General features: G+C 58.6%; 16 protein-coding genes. 10 read left to right on the top strand and 6 right to left on the bottom strand.

Going from position 1 to position 20,723, the window contains the following annotated elements:
* The first annotated feature begins 78 nt into the window (after nucleotides 1-78).
* A complete protein-coding gene (metR, locus tag CJU81_RS07095; protein WP_016779668.1) occupies nucleotides 79-996 on the top strand; it encodes a transcriptional regulator MetR in 918 nt (305 codons plus the stop codon).
* An 18-nt stretch (nucleotides 997-1,014) separates the two neighbouring features.
* Here metR and CJU81_RS07090 read toward each other — a convergent pair whose 3' ends face one another.
* From CJU81_RS07090 to CJU81_RS07080, 3 genes are read right to left on the bottom strand one after another with little or no spacing between them, the layout of a single operon-like run.
* The gene (locus CJU81_RS07090) at nucleotides 1,015-1,554 is read right to left on the bottom strand and encodes a GNAT family N-acetyltransferase (RefSeq protein WP_095036048.1); all 540 of its coding nucleotides are present in this window, start codon (nucleotides 1,552-1,554) and stop codon (nucleotides 1,015-1,017) included.
* A gap of 12 nt (nucleotides 1,555-1,566) precedes the next feature.
* Entirely contained in the window at nucleotides 1,567-2,205 is a 639-nt protein-coding gene (locus tag CJU81_RS07085) for a LysE family translocator (protein ID WP_095036047.1), read from the bottom strand.
* Entirely contained in the window at nucleotides 2,205-2,642 is a 438-nt protein-coding gene (locus CJU81_RS07080) for an NUDIX hydrolase (RefSeq protein WP_095036046.1), read from the bottom strand. The genes CJU81_RS07085 and CJU81_RS07080 overlap by 1 nt, the downstream gene beginning before the upstream one ends.
* Nucleotides 2,643-2,947: 305 nt before the next feature.
* Between CJU81_RS07080 and CJU81_RS07075 the strand changes: the two genes are divergently transcribed.
* Both CJU81_RS07075 and CJU81_RS07070 read left to right on the top strand, forming a co-directional pair.
* A complete protein-coding gene (locus CJU81_RS07075) occupies nucleotides 2,948-4,567 on the top strand; it encodes an FMN-binding glutamate synthase family protein (protein WP_095029196.1) in 1,620 nt (539 codons plus the stop codon).
* Nucleotides 4,568-4,759: 192 nt separating this feature from the next.
* A complete protein-coding gene (locus CJU81_RS07070; protein WP_176464810.1) occupies nucleotides 4,760-5,860 on the top strand; it encodes an OpgC domain-containing protein in 1,101 nt (366 codons plus the stop codon).
* A 116-nt stretch (nucleotides 5,861-5,976) separates the two neighbouring features.
* Here the strand turns inward: CJU81_RS07070 and CJU81_RS07065 are convergent, their stop codons facing one another.
* A complete protein-coding gene (locus tag CJU81_RS07065) occupies nucleotides 5,977-7,389 on the bottom strand; it encodes an amino acid permease (RefSeq protein ID WP_095036044.1) in 1,413 nt (470 codons plus the stop codon).
* Nucleotides 7,390-7,783: 394 nt separating this feature from the next.
* Here CJU81_RS07065 and CJU81_RS07060 point away from each other — a divergent pair, with 394 nt between their 5' ends.
* The 3 genes from CJU81_RS07060 (at nucleotide 7,784) to CJU81_RS07050 (ending at nucleotide 12,370) form a co-directional block, all read left to right on the top strand.
* On the top strand, nucleotides 7,784-10,894 hold the full coding sequence (locus tag CJU81_RS07060; protein WP_095036043.1) for a transglycosylase domain-containing protein: 3,111 nt from the start codon (nucleotides 7,784-7,786) through the stop codon (nucleotides 10,892-10,894).
* A gap of 121 nt (nucleotides 10,895-11,015) precedes the next feature.
* A complete protein-coding gene (locus tag CJU81_RS07055) occupies nucleotides 11,016-11,594 on the top strand; it encodes a PadR family transcriptional regulator (RefSeq protein WP_095029201.1) in 579 nt (192 codons plus the stop codon).
* A complete protein-coding gene (locus CJU81_RS07050; RefSeq protein ID WP_095036042.1) occupies nucleotides 11,591-12,370 on the top strand; it encodes a siderophore-interacting protein in 780 nt (259 codons plus the stop codon). The genes CJU81_RS07055 and CJU81_RS07050 overlap by 4 nt, the downstream gene beginning before the upstream one ends.
* A gap of 94 nt (nucleotides 12,371-12,464) precedes the next feature.
* Here the strand turns inward: CJU81_RS07050 and CJU81_RS07045 are convergent, their stop codons facing one another.
* Nucleotides 12,465-13,109 carry a Pr6Pr family membrane protein gene (locus tag CJU81_RS07045; protein ID WP_095036041.1) on the bottom strand — a complete coding sequence of 215 codons (645 nt, stop codon included), beginning with the start codon at nucleotides 13,107-13,109 and terminating at the stop codon, nucleotides 12,465-12,467.
* Nucleotides 13,110-13,116: 7 nt separating this feature from the next.
* Nucleotides 13,117-13,347, bottom strand: a complete 231-nt coding sequence (locus CJU81_RS07040) for a VF530 family DNA-binding protein (RefSeq protein ID WP_095029204.1) — start codon at nucleotides 13,345-13,347, stop codon at nucleotides 13,117-13,119.
* 218 nt (nucleotides 13,348-13,565) lie between these two features.
* On the opposite strand from CJU81_RS07040, the gene CJU81_RS07035 reads away from it, so the two are divergent.
* From CJU81_RS07035 to CJU81_RS07020, 4 genes are all read left to right on the top strand, one after another.
* Nucleotides 13,566-15,602: a TonB-dependent receptor gene (locus tag CJU81_RS07035; RefSeq protein WP_095036040.1), complete on the top strand. Its 2,037-nt coding sequence runs from the start codon at nucleotides 13,566-13,568 to the stop codon at nucleotides 15,600-15,602.
* 303 nt (nucleotides 15,603-15,905) lie between these two features.
* Complete coding sequence (locus CJU81_RS07030) at nucleotides 15,906-17,252, top strand: carbohydrate porin (RefSeq protein ID WP_217902751.1); 1,347 nt, start codon at nucleotides 15,906-15,908, stop codon at nucleotides 17,250-17,252.
* A 130-nt stretch (nucleotides 17,253-17,382) separates the two neighbouring features.
* Nucleotides 17,383-19,800 (top strand): glucose/quinate/shikimate family membrane-bound PQQ-dependent dehydrogenase, encoded by a 2,418-nt coding sequence (locus tag CJU81_RS07025; RefSeq protein ID WP_095036038.1) that lies wholly within the window; start codon nucleotides 17,383-17,385, stop codon nucleotides 19,798-19,800.
* A gap of 259 nt (nucleotides 19,801-20,059) precedes the next feature.
* The gene (locus CJU81_RS07020; RefSeq protein WP_141232583.1) at nucleotides 20,060-20,704 is read left to right on the top strand and encodes a hypothetical protein; all 645 of its coding nucleotides are present in this window, start codon (nucleotides 20,060-20,062) and stop codon (nucleotides 20,702-20,704) included.
* Nucleotides 20,705-20,723: the final 19 nt, after the last annotated feature.

The following is a 20,723-nucleotide window of genomic DNA, read 5'->3' as shown; positions in this document are numbered from 1 at the left end:
CTATTATCGACACCCGCTGCAACATGAGACAAACTCAACGTTTTCGTGTTGATCATCAAAGTTACTCATGGAGCCACTGTGCTGGAAATTCGTCACCTCAAAACCCTGCACGCGTTGCGCGAGTCAGACAGTCTGGTCGAAGCAGCCGAGCGCCTGCACCTGACCCAGTCCGCTTTATCCCACCAGTTCAAAGAACTCGAAGAGCGCATGGGCATGCCCCTGTTTGTGCGCAAAACCAAACCGGTTCGCTTCACCAGCGGCGGATTGCGCCTGCTGCAACTGGCCGATGCCATGCTGCCACTGCTGCGCGGTGCCGAGCGCGATATCGCGCGCCTGGTCGGCGGTACGGCCGGGCGTCTGCACATGGCGATTGAATGCCACAGCTGCTTTCAGTGGTTGATGCCAACCATCGATCAGTTCCGCGATGCCTGGCCCGAGGTCGAACTGGACCTGGCTTCCGGCTTTGCCTTCGCCCCGTTGCCGGCACTGGCCAGGGGTGACCTGGATCTGGTGGTGACATCCGACCCACAGGAAATCGCCGGTCTGACCTATGTACCGCTATTTACCTACGAAGCTATGCTGGCGGTAGCCAACCAGCATCCATTGGCCAGCAAGCCGTTTATCGTGCCTGAAGACCTGAGCACTGAAATCCTGATCACCTACCCGGTGGAGCGCGACCGGCTCGATATCTTTACCCGCTTCCTGGAACCGGCCGATGTCGAACCCGCACAGGTACGCACCTCGGAGCTGACAGTAATGATGATGCAACTGGTTGCCAGCGGCCGGGGCGTGTGCGGGATGCCGCACTGGGCGCTGCATGAATACAGCTCACGGGGTTATGTGAAGGCCAAGCGCCTGGGCGAGAAAGGCTTGTTTGCGACGCTGTACGCCGCGATCCGCGCCGACATGCTGGATGCCCCGTACATGCGCGACTTTTTGCTGACTGCCAAAGACACGTCATTTTCGACGCTGGACGGGGTGAGTGCCGTCAGGTAAGTACTGAATTCAAGAACACTAGGAATTAGCCCCCTCTCCCTCCGGGAGAGGGTTGGGGTGAGGGCAAGGCCGGCGCATATGCACCCGGTCGTAATAGGCCTCCCCTACCCGGATCGCACTGTCTTCCAGCCCCGACTGCTCAAAACCACAGCGCTTGTACAACGCCAGTGCAGCATGGCTGTTGGCACTGACGCTCAGTTCAATCATCTTGATTTCAGGCTCTTGTTCGGCCAGTGACAGCACCGCCTGCACCAGATCCTCACCCAGCCCCTGCCCACGAAAAGCCTCGTTCACATACAAGCCAAACAGCGTGGCCTTGTGCCGGGCATCTTCCCAGGGTTCGAAAGCAAGGCCGACAATGCCCACCAGTTGCGAATCGACAAAAGCACCAAACTGGGCACTCAGCTCATCGTCCAATTTGGCTTCCCACCAACTCAGCGGCAATTTCTCACGCCGGGCTATGGAGGAAACAAAAGCCTCGGGGTGCAGCGCGTAGGCCTCCAGCATCAACTGGCGGTAAGCCTTGGCGTTTGCAGGTTCAAGCAGTTCTATAGCCATTACAGGTCCAGATCATACGGTTTTACGTTGTTCCAGCATCAATCTCACCGCCAGTGCAGCCAGCACGCAGCCCATCACATAGCGCTGCACCGCCAGCCACAGCGGATTACGCACAAACCATACGGCGATGCCGCTGGCAAACAGTGCAATCAGCAGGTTAACCGTGAAACTGACGCTGATTTGCGTCAGGCCCAATACAATACTCTGTGTGAACATCGAACCGTGTTCCGGGGTGATGAATTGCGGGAAAACCGATAGATAGAACACCGCCACCTTGGGGTTCAATACGCTGGTCATAAAGCCCATGGTCATCAATTTCGAGGTGGAATCGGGCGCCAGTTCCTGAGCCTGGAACGGCGATCGGGCACCCGGGCGTACCGCTTGCCAGGCCATCCACAGCAGATACAGGGCGCCAGCCCACTTGAGCAACTCATAGGCCATCGGTACAGCCATAAACACCGCCGTCAGCCCCGCAGCTGCGGCGAACATGTGCACGAAAAAACCCGCCACCACCCCGAGCAACGACGTGACTCCGGCCTTGCGCCCCTGGCAGATGGAGCGCGATATCAGATAAATCATGTTCGGCCCCGGCGTCAGCACCAGCAGCAGGCAGGCCGCAGCAAAAATCAGCAGATCATGGGCTGGAATCATCAGGCAGTCCTGGTCAGCAACGTCTTGCGATAAAACGGCAGGACCAGATCCCGGGTCAAGGGCGCCAGAACCAGGCCACCATCGCCTTGAGGATCGATCCACTGCACTTCTTCAATTTCTGCCGCAGCCACTACTGGCTGACTGATATGCACCAGAAACAGCTCGGCTTGCACCTCAAAACCCGGCTCATTGACCGCCGGGGCGGCGAAATGGCCCAGCCAGGTGGCGCTGGCCGGGTCGATCACCAGTGCCAGCTCCTCTTCCAGCTCGCGGGCCAGCGCTTCGACCGGCTGCTCACCGGCATCGATCTTGCCACCGGGCTGCATAAAGGCCTGGGTGCCGCGCTTGCGCACCAGCAGGGTTCGGCCATCAGGGCCGATCAATACGGCAGCGGCAATACGGATGATTTTGCAGGTTGCAGATTCAAAAGAGGTCACGGATTTCGGCCAACAGATCAGGAAGGCCGAGAAGGATTACATGACCCGACGCCCCTGAAAATACACAGATGGCATTTTTACCCGCGCCTTCTGTATGAAACGCCCGACTTTGGTCGGGATGCCGGCGCAGATGAAATCCCGTTCAATGAATAATCTGACAGGGCGTTGGCATTTGCGTGATAGATGGCCAACACTCCCCCTGCAAACCTCCGACTCAAAGAGAGGGTTCTATTGTCCTTTTTCTGTTCTCGACCACTTCAGGCTCCCCGCCTGACGGAACAGATCAGCCTGAAACAGGAAACCGTATGAGCCTGTCACTGTTAAGCCGTTATGCGTTTTTTGCATTTTGCGTAGTCTTCACCCTCGCCAGCCTGCCCTTTATGCACCATGAGTGGCTGTGGCCCTTCACCGCCGTGACATTGGCCTTGAGCCTGCTGGGGATTTTTGACCTGCTGCAAAGCCCCCACGCGGTGCGCCGCAATTACCCGATCCTGGGCAACATTCGCTATCTGGTGGAGGCTATCCGCCCGGAAATTCGCCAATACCTGCTGGAGTCTGACAGCGACGCGCTGCCCTTCTCACGGGCGCAACGATCGTTGGTGTACTCACGGGCCAAGAATGAAAGTGCCGACAAACCTTTCGGCACCCTGGTTGACGTTTACCAGCCCGGCTTTGAATTTATCGGCCACTCCATGCGCCCGGCCCCGTTGACCGACCCCGCCAGCTTTCGCATCGTGGTGGGCGGCCCGCAATGCAGCCAGCCGTACTCAGCGTCGATTTTCAACATATCGGCCATGAGCTTTGGTTCGCTGAGCGCCAACGCCATCCGCGCCCTCAATCAAGGTGCAAAACTTGGTAACTTTGCCCACGACACGGGCGAAGGCAGTATCAGTTCCTATCACCGTGAGAATGGTGGTGACCTGACCTGGGAACTGGGCAGTGGCTACTTCGGTTGCCGCACCTCGGACGGGCGTTTCGACCCTGAGCGTTTTGCCGCCCAGGCCCGTACGCCACAGGTTCGGATGATCGAAATCAAGATGAGCCAGGGCGCCAAGCCGGGCCACGGCGGCATTCTGCCCAAGCACAAAGTGACCGCAGAAATCGCCGAAACCCGCGGTGTGCCCATGGGCGAAGACTGCATCTCGCCTTCGCGCCACAGCGCCTTTTCAACGCCGATCGAGCTGATGCAATTTATCGCCCAGTTGCGTGAGTTGTCGGGCGGTAAACCCGTAGGCTTCAAGTTTTGCCTGGGTCATCCATGGGAGTTTATGGGCATTGCCAAGGCCATGCTGGAAACCGGCATCCTGCCGGACTTTATCGTGATTGACGGCAAGGAAGGCGGCACCGGCGCCGCACCCGTGGAGTTCACCGATCATATCGGCGCACCGCTGCGCGAAGGCTTGTTGTTCGTGCATAACACCCTGGTGGGCCTGAACCTGCGTGACAAGATCAAGCTCGGCGCCAGCGGCAAGATTGTCAGCGCCTTCGATATTGCCAGCGTGCTGGCCATTGGTGCCGATTGGGCCAACTCGGCGCGTGGCTTTATGTTTGCCATCGGCTGCATTCAGTCGCAATCGTGCCATACCAACAAGTGCCCCACCGGCGTGGCCACCCAGGACACCTTGCGCCAGCGCGCGCTTGTAGTGCCGGACAAGGCCCAACGGGTTGTGCAGTTCCACCGCAACACCCTCAAAGCCCTGGCCGAAATGCTCGCCGCAGCAGGCCTCGAACACCCGGCACAGCTCAAGGCCAAGCATCTGGTACGACGCATGTCTGCCACCGAAATCAAACTGTTCTCACAGTTGCATGTGTTCCTCAAACCCGGCGAACTGCTGACCGGCGAGGTCAATGGCGAGTTCTATTCGCGCATGTGGCAAATGGCCCGTGCCGACAGCTTTGAGGCCAATGAAATAGCGGCAGCCTGACGCTCCACCAACTGGCAGCGCGGCAATGGCGCGCTGCCAGGCTTGTGCCAGCAACTGCTGAGACATTAAGTAATACCCAACCTTTGCATTTAGCCCGCAATACCCTCACCCTGCGCGCCGCCGATACGCGGCGCGCAACCTCTGCAGCGCCCATCGGTCTTAATTAAACCCTTTGTTTGAGTACTCGCCGTGATGCTGAACGGACGCGACCACCGCATTGATTTTTTTCGCGGGCTGGCGCTGATTTTTATTTTTTGGGATCACATCCCGCACAACCCGCTGGCCGAACTGACGGTGCGTAATTTCGGCCTCAGTGATGCAGCGGAGATTTTTGTCTTCCTGGCCGGTTATGCCGCCGTACTGGCCTACGGCAAAATCGCTCAACGAGACGGTTTGTTGGTCGCCTGCGTGAAAATCCTGCGCCGCGCCTGGGTGCTGTATGTGGTACATATTTTCTTGTTGGCGGTGCTGATGGGCATCGTGTTTTTTGCCAACAGCCACGTCGAGACCCGTGATCTGGTTCAGGAAATGGGCCTACAGTACTTCCTGAGCAACCCGCAACAGGCCCTCACCGACGAGTTGCTGCTGCGCTTCAAGCCTAACCTGATGGACCCGCTGCCGCTCTATATCGTGCTGTTGCTGGGTTTGCCGCTGGTGCTGCCGATGCTGCTGCGCAAGGCCCGCTATGTGGTTGCCGTGTCCTTGGCCCTGTACTTGCTGGCACCGGTGTGGAACCTCGCAGCACAGGAAGGCGGCGTGTGGTTTTTCAACCCTATGGCCTGGCAGTTCCTGTTTATTCTGGGCGGTGCAGCGGCGATTCACGGGCAGCAACCTAAAGCAGCACAAAACCGCCCCCTGTCACGTCAGCCGGTGTTTGTGGGTGCGGTGGCCTATCTGCTGGTGACGGGGTTGTTGGCACTGTCATGGCGATGGCCGCAACTGCACGATGCACTTATGCCACTTTGGCTGGGCGAGCACCTGTACCCGATCAGCAAGACCAACCTTTCACCGGTGCGCCTGCTGCATTTTCTGGCCCTGGCTTATGTCGCGGCCAAAGTGGTGCCCCACGGTGGCTGGCTGAACAACTGGTTTGCCCGCCAATCATGCCGCATGGGTCGTTACTCGCTGGAAGTGTTCTGCCTGGGCGTGATCCTGGCGCCGCTGGCCGACATGCTCAATGCACTGGGCGGTGACGGGTTTGTCGTAAAGGTATTCAGCGCCTTGATGGGCGTGGGGATCATGGCCGTACTGGCGGCCTGGCTGGACTGGAACAAACGTCTGGGCAAGGCCTGAGCAGATGTAGCTCTTGCTGCTGTGGGAGCGAGCCTGCTCGCGATGCAAACGCCGCGGCCTGTCAGACAGACCGGGGGGATCTCATCGCGAGCAGTCTCGCTCCCACATTCAACCCCTTAGAGGGCCTTGGCCGCTGTGCGCTGCGTAGGCTGCAGCTTGAACACATAGAACAGCACAGTCAGCAGAATCAGGAATGCCGGACCTACAAACAGTGCGATTCGGGTTTCTTCGAAGTAAGCCATTAGCCCTACTACCATCAGCAAGAACCCCAATGCCGCGTACGAGCTATATGGGTACAGCCACATGCGGTACTTCAGGGCCGCCGCTTCCTGCGGGCTCAGGTTCTTGCGAAAGCGCAGTTGCGCCAGCAGGATCATCAGCCAGGTCCAGATCGCGCCGAAAGTCGCAATGGCCGTTACCCAGACGAAGACCTTCTCCGGCGCCATGTAATTAAGCACTACGCCCAGCAACAGCACGGCAATCGACAGGAGCAAGGCCTGACGGGGCACACCGTTTTTTGCGGTAGTGGCGAAGTTGGCCGGGGCCTGGCCATTTTGCGCCAGACTGTAGAGCATGCGCCCGGTGCTGAAAATACCGCCGTTGCACGAAGACAGTGCCGCCGTAATCACCACAAAGTTGATGATGCCTGCCGCTGTCTTGATACCCAGACGCTCAAAGGTCATCACAAACGGGCTGCCCGAAGTGCCGATTTCGTTCCACGGGTAGATAGACAGAATCACGAACAGTGCGCCGACGTAGAACAGCAGAATACGCCAGAACACCGAGCCAATCGCACTAGGGATGGTCTTTTGCGGGTTCTTGGCTTCGCCGGCAGTCAGGCCGATCATCTCGACGCCGAGGTAGGCGAACATCACCATCTGCAAGGACATCAACACGCCCTGGATGCCATTTGGCAAAAATCCACCGTGGGCCCAGAGGTTGGAAATACCCAGTGCAACACCGTTATTACCGAAGCCGAACGCGATAATGCCGATACCACCGAAGACCATCGCAATGATGGTGACGATTTTGATCAGGGCAAACCAGAACTCGAACTCGCCAAACGCCTTGACCGCGATCAGGTTGATCGAGCCCATACTGATCAGCGCCCCCAGGGCCCAGATCCAGCGCGGTACATCGGGGAACCAGATGCCCATGTACACCGCCACGGCGGTGATTTCCGCCACGCAGGTCACCAGCCACAGGAACCAGTAGTTCCAGCCGGTCAAAAACCCGGCCAACGGGCCGAGGTAATCCTGGGCGTAGCGGCTGAACGAACCGGCTACCGGGTTGTGCACGGCCATTTCGCCCAGTGCACGCATGATCACCAGGATGGCCAGGCCACCGATGATGTAGGACAGCATAATGGCCGGGCCGGCCATTTCGATTGCTTTGGCCGAGCCCAGGAACAGGCCTACGCCGATACAGGCGCCAAGCGCCATCAGGCGAATGTGGCGCTCGCCCAGTTCGCGTTTGAGTGGACCGCCCTGCACGCTGTCTGTGTGGGGCTGGTGGTTGCCGACTGGCATAAAAGTACAACCTCGTATTGTTATTGGATATACATCAACAAAGCGCTCGAAAAGACGGGTGGGTCACCTGCCTTGCCCCCTGACCGGCCCTGACCTTGTAGGTCGATAGGTCAAAAGAGAAGTGCCCTACTGAGATCGGCGGCGAGTATTGCACAGCGTTGGTGCACAGTCATGCCCCTACCTACGACCTATTTACCTGCCGCAAGAGCTCTATTCCTGTACTTACATGAGCAAACCAAGCTGCCGATACATTCCGGCTTTGCATAGATGACAACCTCTCAACAGTCCATGCCTACAGAGTTACCAGATAAGCCTCACAAATTTTTCACCTGCATCTGCCAACGTCTACGCTTCTATCAAGCGCAACCAATATGCGTATGTGGATCTGTCGACTATGGGCGTACTGTGGAACTCCAGCTCCAAAAAAACGACGGGGTCATCAGCAGACATGGACGATGCCGCCCCCCCGCCACCCCCTCCTAAGCCAAGGCGCTTTGGATGGTTTGTGCTCGGGCTTATCGTGCTGGGCGCCCTGGTTGTGCTGGGGCTTGTGATTGCCCAGGAGGTGCGCAGCTCCAGAATGCAGGCCCGCGAGTTCAGCAGCTTTGCCGCGTCCCTGAGCTATTCGATGCATGCAGGGCCCAGCGACGCAATATTTTATCCCGGCGAAGGCCCCTTCGATAAACGTTTGGGCTACAGCGCGCTGGGCGACTTTCTGTCACGCCTGCAAAAACGTGATTACGTTATTACTCAACAAAGCCGCTTTTCACCCGCGCTCCTGAGCTATAGCGAAAAAGGGTTTTTCGTACCCTACTCAGAAAAAATCCAGACCGGACTCTCGATCACCGACTGTGCAGGCAGCCCGCTCTATCAGTACAACTACCCGCAGCAGCTCTATTCGAGCTTTGCCAGCATCCCCCCGCTGGTGGTTCACAGCTTGCTGTTTATCGAAAACCGCGACCTGCTAAACCCTGATGAGCCACAGGCCAACCCCGCCGTGGACTGGCCGCGCTTTGCCGTGGCGGCTTACTCCCAGGCGGCAAAACTGCTGCACCTGCCGGGACAATCAGCAGGCGGCAGTACCCTGGCCACCCAGTTGGAGAAGTATCGGCACTCCCCCGACGGGCTGACGCTGTCAGGCAGCGAAAAATTGCGCCAGATGATTTCTGCCAGTGTGCGTGCCTATCAGGACGGCCCCAAAACCCTTCACGCCAGGCAAAAGGTGGTGCGCGATTACCTCAACAGCGTGCCGCTGTCGGCAGTGCCCGGCCACGGCGAAGTCCACGGCATGGCCGAAGGGTTACGGGTGTGGTACGACGCCGATTTCAACAAGGTCAACGCGCAACTGAACAGCAACGCCTCTGACCCTCACAGCCTGGCGCAAAAAGGCCTGGCCCTGCGCGAGGTGCTGTCACTGATGATTGCCCAGCGCAGGCCGTCGCACTATCTGGCCAAGGGCCGCGAGGAGCTGGCGCAACTGACCGACAGCCATATCCGCCTGCTGGCGCAAAACAACGTAATAGAGCCGGCATTGACCGCTGCGGCGCTGGCCAGCCATGTGACCTATCGCGACTGGGCACAGGCCCCCACCCTGCAACCGAACGAAACAAACAAGGGCATCAGCGTGGCCCGCAGCCGCCTTTCGGTGCTGCTCAAACGCCCGCTGTATGACCTCGACCGCCTTGACCTGTCTGCTACCAGCACCTTGCAAGGCGACCTGCAGGGCCAGGTCAGTGACTATCTGCGTCAACTGGCAGATCCCGCTTTTGCCGGAAAAATCGGCTTGCTCGGCCCCTATCTGCTCACCCCCACCAGCACCGCGCAGGTGCGCTACAGCTTCACCCTGTTTGAACTCACACCGGATGGCGCCCGCGCCCGGGTGCAAACCGACAGCACCGACCAGCCCTTCGATATCAATGAAGGCAGCAAACTGGAACTGGGCTCCACCGCCAAGCTGCGGGTGCTGACCACCTACCTGCAAATAATTTCCGAGCTGCACGATCGCTATGGCAGTCAGCCTGGTGCAACGCTGAAAAAAATCCCCATCACCAACCAGGACCCACTGACCCGCTGGGCACTGTCGTACCTGATCGAAAACCCCGGCGCACCACTATCGTCCATGCTGAATGCCGCACTCGACCGTCAGTATTCAGCTAACCCCGGCGAAGGTTTTTTTACCGGTGGCGGCATGCATCACTTCCACAACTTTCGTAGCCAGGACAACAACCGCATTGCGACGCTGCGCGACTCGATCCGTGAATCGATCAACCTGCCCTTTGTGCGCCTGATGCGCGACGTGGTGCGTTACACCAGCTATCAATCGCCAAGCAACAACGCCGACCTGCTCAGTGACGACAGCAACCCGCTGCGCCAGGAGTACCTGAGCCGCTTCGCCGACCGCGAAGGCACCACATTCATGCTCAAGTTCTGGAAGAAATACCGCGGTAAAGACTCCAAGGCCCGCCTTGACACCTTCCTGGACAGCATGCACCCCACCGCCATCCGTATGTCGGCGGTGCATCGCTACCTGTTCCCCAATGCCGACCAGGCCACCTTTAACCGCTTTGTGCGCTCGCATTTGACTAGCGACAAGGTCACTGACGAACGCCTGGACAAGTTGTATCAGGGCTATGGTCCCGGTGCCTACAACCTTCCCGACCAGGGCTATATCGCCAAAGTCCACCCGCTGGATCTGTGGTTGCTGGGGTATTTACTCAATAACCCGCAGGCTACCTTCCAGCAAGCTGTGGCCGCCAGCGAACATGAGCGCCAGGAAGTCTACAGCTGGCTGTTTAAAAGTCGGCACAAAAGCGCCCGCGACAGCCGCATCCGCACCATGCTGGAGATCGAAGCGTTTCTGGATATTCATCAACGCTGGCAAAAGGTCGGCTACCCGTTCGATCATCTGGTGCCCTCTCTTGCGACCGCCCTTGGTAGCTCGGGGGATCGCCCGGCAGCTCTCTCCGAGTTGATGGGCATTATCCTCAACGATGGCGTACGTTTGCCGGTGTTGCGCATTGATACCTTGAATTTCGCCGCTGATACCCCCTATGAAACCCGCCTGATCAACGACCCCGACGCTGGCGTGCGGGTCATGCCCAGCGAAGTCGCCACGGCCCTGCGCGAAGCCCTGTCACAAGTGGTGGATGCCGGCACGGCGCGGCGGGTGTCGGGCAGCTTCAAGCTCGAAGACGGCACACCGCTGGCCATGGGCGGCAAGACCGGCACCGGCGACAACCGTATCGAAAACATGGGGGCCGGTGGGCGGATACTGAGTTCCAAGTCGATCAATCGCACAGCTACTTTCGTGTTTTATATCGGCGAACATCACTTCGGCACCTTGACCGCGTTCGTTCCGGGGCGCTCGGCCGAAGCCTTCAAATTCACCTCTGCACTGCCGGTGCAAGTGCTTAAGGGCATGGCACCCATCCTTACTCCCTACCTGCAACCGGGCACCAACACCTTGTGCCAGGCACCAGCGCCGGTACAAACCGCAGCAAAATAGCAAGCCCGCTCCCACAGCCAGTGTTGACTATTGAGAATCATTACCGTTCGTCGACTGGGTTTTTACATTTCTTAAGATATATCTTAAGTTATGTCTAACTTAATGAAAGAGCGAAAAGACAATGAGAGACCATCATCCCCATCACCGCGAACATGGCGCGGGTCAAGACGGCTTCGAAAAACGTCCCGGTCGTGAACGCGGTGGCCGCGGACCCCGGGTTTTTGCCCCGGGCGATTTGAAATTACTGCTGTTGGCACTGATCACCGAACAGCCTTGCCACGGCTACGACCTGATCCGCCAGATCGAAGGCCTGTTTGACGGCGCCTATAGCCCCAGCCCCGGTGTGATTTACCCGACCCTGACCTTCCTTGAAGAAAGCGAACTGATCCAGGGCGACGCAGAAGGCGGGAAAAAGCGCTACACCGTGACCGAAGTCGGTCGTCAATTTCTCAGTGACCAGGCCGTGGCGCTGGACGGTGTGCGCATGCGCATCGATGTGAGCAAGCGCTCACTGCGTGGCCATGATCGTCCGGCCGAGATTCACGAGGCCGTGCACAACCTGCGCCATGCCCTGCAAATGCACCACGGTCGCTGGAGCCCGGCAGAAATCCTGCGGGTACGCGACTTGCTCAACAACACCGCCAAAGCCATCGTCGATGGCCCTGTATCTGCCCAGCCTGCGCAGGAGAACGCTGAATGAATGCTGCCAGCCCACAGACCATCCATCGGGTCATGCATGAAATCAAACGTCGTAAACTCGAAGTGCTGCGCGTGGTCGACCTGACCCCGCGCATGCGCCGCATAACCGTCGGCGGCCCGCAACTGGCAGGGTTTATCAGCCTTGGCAGTGACGATCACGTAAAGCTGTTTTTTCCGCAAACTGCTGAAGAACAGGCCGCGCTGGAGACTCTGGAGCTGAGCGCCGGGCAAAAGGGCAACATGCCGCCGATGCGCGACTACACTCCGCGCCGCTTTGACTTGAACACCTTTGAGCTGGATATCGATTTCGTTTTGCACGGTGACGGCCCTGCCGCCACCTGGGCCGCCCAGGCCGCGCCCGGCCAATACCTGCATATCGGCGGGCCGCGGGGCTCGATGGTAGTGCCGGACATCTTCGACAGCTACCTGCTGATCGGTGACGAAACGGCGCTACCGGCCATTGCCCGCCGCCTTGAGGAACTGCCTGCCAACCGTCGGGCCCTGGTGGTTATCGAGGTTGAAAACGCGCAGGAAGAACAACCCTTGCACAGCGCCGCAGCGATTGACGTGATCTGGGTGCACCGTGATGTGCCGGGCGAAGACCTGCTCAAGACCGTCGAAGCATTGAGCCTTCCCGAAGGTCAGCTGTATGCCTGGGTTGCTACCGAAAGTGCGCTGTCGCGCAAAGTGCGCCGAGTGCTGCTGGACACCCATGGTTTGAACGAAGAGTTCGTCAAAGCTGTGGGCTACTGGCGCCTGGAGGGTTCAGAGGAATAGGTAGTCGCTGCCGAAGGCTGCGAAGGGTTGCGGAGCAACCCGTTTTCTTGAAGCCGCCGCAAAATCGGCTTCAATCGCAGCCTCGCGCTGCTCGTCAGCGACTACGCACGCTCCCCCTGTAGCGATCCACCGCCACCACCACCAGCGCCACCGCCACAAACCCCGCCAGAATCCCCCCAGCATTGATAAACGTCAGCGCATAGCCCAGTTTTTCGACATCGACAAACGGATACGGGTACACACCCAGCAAGTGCCCGCGCAACAGGATGTAGGCGAAATACAGCAACGGATACAGCACCCAAAGCCCGATATGCCTCACGCGCAACAATCCCTTGGGCACGCAAAACCACCAGTACAGCGTAAACAGCACCGGCATTACATCATGCAGTATTTCATTGGCCAGCCACTGCAGGCCTTCGGGTTGCCAGAGCTGGCGCAGCAGCAGGCTGTATGCCGCACCCACGACGACAATGCTCACGGCAATACCGCTGCTGACCCACGGCTGCAAGAAAAACGTCTTGCCCTTTGACGTGCGGTTATCCGCCGCATAAGTCAGCACGCAGGCGGCCAGAGTATTGGTCAAAATAGTGAAAAAGCTGAAGTAGCTCAGCAATCCGCCCACCACACTCGCGCCGCTCTCCCAGCGGGCGAGCAGAACCAGCTCAAGCTGAATCCCCAGGCCACTCCAGCCCAGGATCGCCAGCAGCAGACAAAGCCTGTGCCTGGACAACACCCTCATGCGCCGATCACAGCTCGCGTTTGGTACGGGCGTATTTCACGTAGAGCTTTTCGACCTTTTCCCGCGCCCAAGGGGTTTTACGCAAGAACGTCAAACTCGACTTGATGCTCGGGTCGCTCTTGAAGCAGCGAATATCAATACGCTCGGCCAGCCCTGCCCACTCGTAGTGCGCTACCAGCGCAGTGAGGATCTGTTCCAGCGTCACGCCGTGCAATGGGTTGTTGTTGGGTTCAGTCATGCCGGGCCTTTAAAGCAGAAGAGAGAAAGCCGCGCACCTTAGCCGAGCACCTGCTCAGGGGGAAGTGCATTCGCTATGCAGCAAGTCTAGCCGTGACCGGAGCCCCGAATGAAAGTTCCGCTTGGACAGATTAAAGTGATGTTATATTGTAACCATAACATGCCACTCAAAGAGCGCTCAGCGCCGCTTTCTGCCGTCACCTTGCCAAGGAACTTGCAATGTCCTCCCCTGCTTTCCCGCGTCACCTGCGACGCCTTCGTCTAACTCCGCTCGCCACCGCACTATTGCTCGCCTCCCCTGCCTATGCTCTGGAGCTGCAACCGCAAGTCATCACCGGCAACCCCTTGGGCAACAGCCAGCTGGCTGCGCCGACCACGGTTCTGGAAGGCGACGACCTGACCCTGCAACAGCAAGGCAGCCTGGGCGAAACCCTCAATAAACAGCCGGGCGTGTCTTCGTCCTACTTCGGCCCGGGCGCCAGCCGACCGATCATTCGCGGCCTGGATGGCGACCGTATTCGCATCCTGCGTAACGGTGTGGGAGCGCTGGATGCTTCATCGCTGTCATACGATCACGCGGTGCCGCTGGACCCGGTCAATGTTCAGCGCATCGAAATCGTCCGTGGCCCGGCGGCCCTGTTGTACGGCGGCAACGCCATCGGCGGCGTGGTCAATACGTTCGACAACCGCATCCCCACCGAAGCCATCGAAGGTATCCAGGGTGCAGGCGAACTGCGCTACGGCGGCGCCAACACCACGCGCAGCAGCGCTGGCAAACTGGAAGCCGGTGATGGCACCTTCGCGCTGCATCTGGATGCCAACGCCCGCGAGTTCAATGACCTGAAAATCCCGGGTTATGCCCGTAGCCGCCATGCCCCGGAAAGCGAAGACGCTGACCAGAAAAAAGGCCGCCTGGGCAACAGTAATGGCCGCCAGGACGGCGGTGCCGTGGGCGGTTCCTACACATGGGAGGATGGCTACGCAGGCTTGTCGTACAGCACTTACGACGCCAATTACGGCTCACCGGCGGAGCAGGATGTACGCATCCGCATGAAGCAGGATCACTACGCCTTCGCCTCCGAAATCCGCAACCTGCAAGGCCCGTTCAGCTCGCTGAAAGTAGACGCCGGCTACACCGATTACGAACACCGCGAAATAGAGGGCGGCGAAGTCGGCACCACGTTCAAGAACAAGGGTTACGAAGCTCGCGTCGAAGCGCGCCATGTGCCGATCGGCCCGGTTGAAGGCGTGATCGGCGCCCAGGTCAACCGCAACGAGTTTTCCGCTCTGGGCGAAGAGGCCTTTGTGCCGCAAACCGACACTAATAGCGGTGCGGTGTTTGTGCTCGAAGAGCTGCAAGCCACTGAACGCCTCAAGCTCAGCCTCGGCGGGCGTCTTGAACGCACCGTGGTCGACCCGGATGCCAAGGGCAACGAACGCTTTGCCGCGGCCGACCGCTCCAAAAGCTTCACCGCAGGCAGCCTGTCTTCAGGTGCCGTGTTCACCCTCACCCCGATCTGGTCGCTGGCTGCCACCCTGGGCTACACAGAACGTGCCCCGACGTTCTACGAGCTGTACGCCAATGGCGCTCACGTCGCGACCGGCACCTATGAAGTGGGCAACGCCAATCTGTCGAAGGAAAAAGCCGTATCCAGCGACCTGGCCCTGCGCTTTGACAATGGCACCCACAAGGGCAGCGTTGGCGTTTTCTACAGCCACTTCTCCAATTACATCGGCCTGCTGGGCACTGGTCGTACGCTGAACGACGAAGGTGAACCGGACGCCGACGGCATTCCTGAATACACCTATTCCGGGGTTCGGGCGCGCTTCACTGGCTTTGAAGCCAAGGATCACTGGAAGCTCGGCGAAAACGCCTACGGTAAATTTGCCCTGGAATTGTCCGGCGACTACACCCGCGCCACCAACCTCGACACGGGCGAAGCCTTGCCTCGCATCGCCCCCCTGCGACTGAGCAGTGGCCTGCTGTGGGAACTGGACCGCTGGCAAGCCCGAATCGACGTCGAGCACGCCAGCAATCAGGGCCGTGTGCCGGCCAACGAATCGGGCACCGATGGCTACACAACCTTGGGCGCCAGCGCCGGTTATCACTTCGATGTGGGCAGCAGCCAGTGGCTGGCTTTCGTCAAAGGCGACAACCTGACCAACCAGACCGTGCGTTATGCCAGCTCTATTTTGCGTGACATCGCCCCCGCGCCAGGGCGTGGCATCGAGGTCGGCCTGCGCACCACGTTCTAAGCTGCACAGCAGTAAATACGCGGCCTGCAACCAAGGTGGGGCGCGACAAAAGAGCCCTGGGACGAACCGTCGCAGCACACTGTTACTGAATCAGAAATGATCCATGTCACTTAAAGTGCTGTTTCTAAACGTTTCGGGGCTTTATCATTTCCGCATAGAGGGCTGAAACGATTCATTCTGCCCTCAATTCTGAAGTGTCAGCCCTGCCTCCAAAGACAGCGCTACCCACTGCCACAGCCATACCTATAAAGACTCGCATCTCGACCTATGTCCACATTCCTGAATATGCGCAAACACAGCGCGATGCTTCCTGTTGCCGGGCAAAAAGCCCTGGCGTTGATCGGCGGCATTACCGCTCTGGGCCTGGCTACATGCGTACAGGCGGCCCCTGCTTTTGACGCCGACTCCAAATGGATGCTCGGCGATTGGGGTGGTACCCGTAGCGAACTGGAAAAGCAGGGTTACTCCTTTTCCCTCGACTATGTAGGCGAAGTCGGCTCCAACCTGCACGGCGGCTATGACCATGACCGCACCGCGCGCTACAGCGACCAGTTCGGCCTGGGCACGCACCTGGACCTGCAAAAAATCCTGGGCTGGGACGACGCTGAATTTCAGCTGACCATTACCCACCGCAGCGGTAACAACATCAGCAACGATCGCATCAACGATCCGCGGGTGGGCGGTTTCACTTCGGCCCAGGAAGTCTGGGGCCGTGGCCAGACCACGCGCCTGACGCAAATGTGGTACCAGCAGAAGTTCTTTGACCAGAAGCTCGACATCAAAGTCGGCCGTTTTGGCCAGGGCGAGGATTTCAACTCGTTCCCTTGCGACTTCCAGAACCTGGCGTTCTGCGGCTCGCAGGTCGGTAACTGGGCGGGCAGCATCTGGTACAACTGGCCCGTCAGCCAGTGGGCCCTGCGGGTCAAGTATCACCTGACCCCCGAGCTGTACGCACAGGTCGGCGCCTATGAGCAAAACCCGTCCAACCTGGATCGCGGCAACGGCTTCAAGCTCAGCGGCAGCGGCACCCAGGGCGCGGTGCTGCCGATCGAACTGGTATGGACGCCAAAAGTTAATGGCCTGCCAGGGGAATACCGCGCGGGTTACTACTACAGTAATGCCAAGGCAACCGATGCTTACAAAGATGCCAACGGCCAGCCAGCGGCCTTGACTGGTGAAGCGTATCGCAGCAGTTCGAGCAAACACGGGATGTGGCTGGGTGTGCAACAGCAGCTCACAACCCGCGCCAGCGATCAGTCGAGGGGCTTGAGTGTGTTCGCCAACGCCACTATGCACGACAAGAAAACCAACGCCGTGGACAACTATGTCCAGGCGGGCGTCGTCTATAAAGGCGTGTTCGATGCACGACCAAAAGACGACATCGGTTTTGCAATGGCCCGCGTACACGTCAACCCGGCTTATCGCAAAAACGCCCAGGCCACCAACCAGGCCCGCGCCATCTACGATTTCGACAACCCGGACTACCTGCCTCCCCAGGACACTGAATACAGCGCCGAGCTGTACTACGGCGTCCACGTGACCAACTGGCTGACCGTTCGACCGAACCTGCAATACATCCGTCACCCGGGCGGCGTCAGCCAGCTGGATGACGCACTGATTGGCGGTCTGAAAATTCAAAGTTCGTTCTGACAAACGGACTGCAACGGCAACCTTGAAGGTTGCATTCAAGAACCTATTTAGCTGATTCACTCCCGTGCCAGTTCGTCCCTTAAAGACCCACTCTCGCGGGAACACCTCTAACGTAACGGAGAACCACACTATGAGCACTGAAGGTGCTTTCAGTCGAAGCCGCCTGCTACCGAGCCTCCTCGGTATCTTGCTGCTGCTAATGGGCCTGGCCATGTTGGCCGGGGGTATCAAACTGGTCACGCTGGGCGGGTCGTGGTACTACCTACTGGCCGGTATCGGTTTTGGCTTGTCGGGCGCGCTGCTGATTGCCGGTCGCCGCGCCGCACTGGCTCTATACGCGCTGACGCTGTTCGCCAGCACCGTATGGGCACTGATGGAAGTCGGTCTGGACTGGTGGCAACTGGTGCCGCGCCTGGCCATGTGGTTCGCCATCGGTATCGTCCTGCTGCTGCCATGGTTCCGTCGTCCGGTTCTGCGCGGTCAGTCGGCACCTTTGGCTACCGGCGCACTGAGCGTTGCCGTGGTTCTGGCAGGTGCTGCTGCACTGGCCAGCCAATTCACCAGCCCGGGTGAAATCAAAGGCCAACTGGATCGTGATGCCGTACCCGGCATGACCAACGCCGCACCGGCCATGCCCGATGGCGACTGGCAGTCCTACGGCCGCACCGCTTTTGGTGACCGTTACTCGCCGCTGAAAGAAATCACCCCTGAGAATGCCCACAAGCTGGTTCCAGCCTGGACATTCCGCACCGGTGACATGCCAGGTGAAGGCGATCCCGGCGAAACAACCGCCGAGAACACCCCGCTGAAAGTCAACGGCATGCTGTATGTGTGTACTCCACACAGCCAGGTAATTGCCCTTGACCCGGACACCGGCAAGGAAATCTGGCGTTACGATCCGAAGATCAGCACTCAGAACGCTGAAAACTTCAAAGGCTGGGCACACATGACCTGCCGCGGCGTGACTTATCACGACGAAAATGCCTACGCCAAAGCCAGCACTGAACAAAGCGCTGCCGAGCCTGCTGCTGCCACATCCAGCAACTCGTGCCCGCGTCGCCTGTTCCTGCCGACTGCCGACACCCGTCTGATCGCCCTGAACGCCGACACCGGTAAAGTGTGCGAAGACTTCGGTACCAATGGTGCGGTAGACCTGCGTCACAACATCGGCAACTTTGCACCGGGTGGTTACTACTCCACTTCGCCACCTGCCGTGACCAAAGATCTGGTCGTGATTGGCGGCCACGTGACCGACAACATTTCCAACGACGAGCCGTCGGGCGTGATCCGTGCGTACGACGTACGTACCGGCAAGCTGGTCTGGAACTGGGACAGCGGCAACCCGGAGAAAACCACTCCGATTGCTGAAGGCGAAACCTACACCCGTAACTCGCCCAACATGTGGTCGATGTTCGCTGTCGACGAAGACCTCGGCATGCTGTACCTGCCGATGGGTAACCAGACCCCTGACCAATTTGGCGGCGACCGTACCGAAGATTCCGAACGTTATGCCGCTGGCATCACCGCCCTGGACATCAACACCGGTAAAGTCCGCTGGTACCGTCCGCTTACTCACCATGACCTGTGGGACATGGACGTAGGTGGTCAACCAACCCTGATGGACCTGAAAACCGCCGATGGCGTGAAACCGGCCCTGCTGGCTTCCACCAAACAAGGCAGCATCTACGTCATGGACCGTCGCACTGGCGAAGCCATTGTGCCGATCACCGAGATCCCTGCCCCGGGCGGCGCTGTAGAAGGTGACCACACTGCACCGACACAGCCTCGTTCGGACCTGAACATGATCCCGCCGGTACTGACCGAGCGTGACATGTGGGGCGTGACTCCATTCGACCAGATGCTGTGCCGGATCAACTTCAAATCCCTGCGTTATGACGGCATGTACACCCCGCCATCGCTGCAAGGTTCGATCGTTTATCCAGGCAACTTCGGCGTGTTCGACTGGGGCGGCATCTCGGTTGACCCGGTTCGCCAGATTGCCTTCCTGAACCCGAGCTACATGGCGTTCACCTCCAAGCTGGTTCCGCAGGCCGACGTGGCTGCAATGGGCCCGCGCAAAGGCGAAACCTCCGGCGTTCAACCGAACAAAGGCGCACCTTACGGCGTGATTCTGGAGCCACTGTTGTCGCCACTGGGCCTGCCTTGCCAGGCACCGGCGTGGGGTTATGTTGCTGCAGTCGACCTGACCAACAACGAAGTGATCTGGAAACACAAAAACGGTACCGTGCGTGACAGCTCGCCGGTTCCGATCCCGTTGTCCATGGGTGTTCCAAGCCTGGGCGGGACCTTCACCACCGCAGGTGGTGTGGCCTTCCTGAGCGGTACCCTTGACCAGTACCTGCGTGCTTACGACGTAAGCAACGGTAAAGTACTGTGGGAAGGTCGCCTGCCTGCTGGCGGCCAGACCACTCCAATGACCTACACCGGCAAGGACGGCACCCAATACGTGCTGGTCATGGCGGGCGGTCATGGCGGTCTGGGCACTAAAAAAGGTGACTATGTCATGGCGTTCAAACTCGCTGAGTAAGCTTTACAGCGGGTACTGAAAAAGGCGGCTATCGAGAGATAGCCGCCTTTTTTTGTGGTCTTCAGATCAACAAGGGAAGGTTTCGAGTTAACCGGTGACATAACTTAAACCCGCCTTCACTGGCAGACACTGAACTTAAATCGGCTCCGGCGCCACACACAACCGAGTGACCTTGCCGGATGCTTGAAGTCAGCACTTATTGTCAGTGCACCTCATCTGGATTGCGCGTCACACCCTTGAAATCTATTGGAGATAACCGATGACATCATCTATCCACGGAATAAATAGCAGTTGGCATAGTGGAAATTCCGGGGCCTGGAATACCAACACAAAGCCCCTACCGTTCATGACGCTGAATCAGGGGCAATCACCGTCGTTCAACAACACCATCCCGTTTGGAAGCGCCCCTTCCCCCGCTCAGTATGAGCAATACAACAATGCCAACAATGGCAACAATGGCAACAACAATTTCCAAAGCAGTTTCCTGTCAAACATGTTCGAACAATTCAAGAGTTTTATAAGCTCTATGATGGGTAATCCGGCGTTCGGTGGAGCCTCCAACATGCAAGCTTTGAACTTCGATAACAGGCAGAATTTTCCAGAGCAGGGGCCACTCTCCAGTCACCCTGCAGGCATGGACGACAAACAACTTGCCAAGGGCCTGCTAAACAACTGGGATGCCTTCGAAGATAAAAACAAGCCGGGCTTTATCACGCAAAACAGTATTCGCGAGATGGCCAACAAACCCATGAGCGGCCGTGCAGGTGATGATTTGAATGTATCGCTGGCCCGAGAAATCCTGAGTCGCCCCGACCTCAACAGACAATTGGACCAGCACAGCAGAGCCGATCAACAAGACGGTATGATCGACAAAGGAAATATCGAGCTAGTCATTTGGCGTTAACACACCAGTAAGGGTTTAA

It is taken from the genome of Pseudomonas fragi, from assembly GCF_002269505.1.
GTDB classification, from domain to species: Bacteria; Pseudomonadota; Gammaproteobacteria; order Pseudomonadales; family Pseudomonadaceae; genus Aquipseudomonas; species Aquipseudomonas fragi_D.
This window is presented reverse-complemented; position numbering and strand designations above follow the sequence as displayed.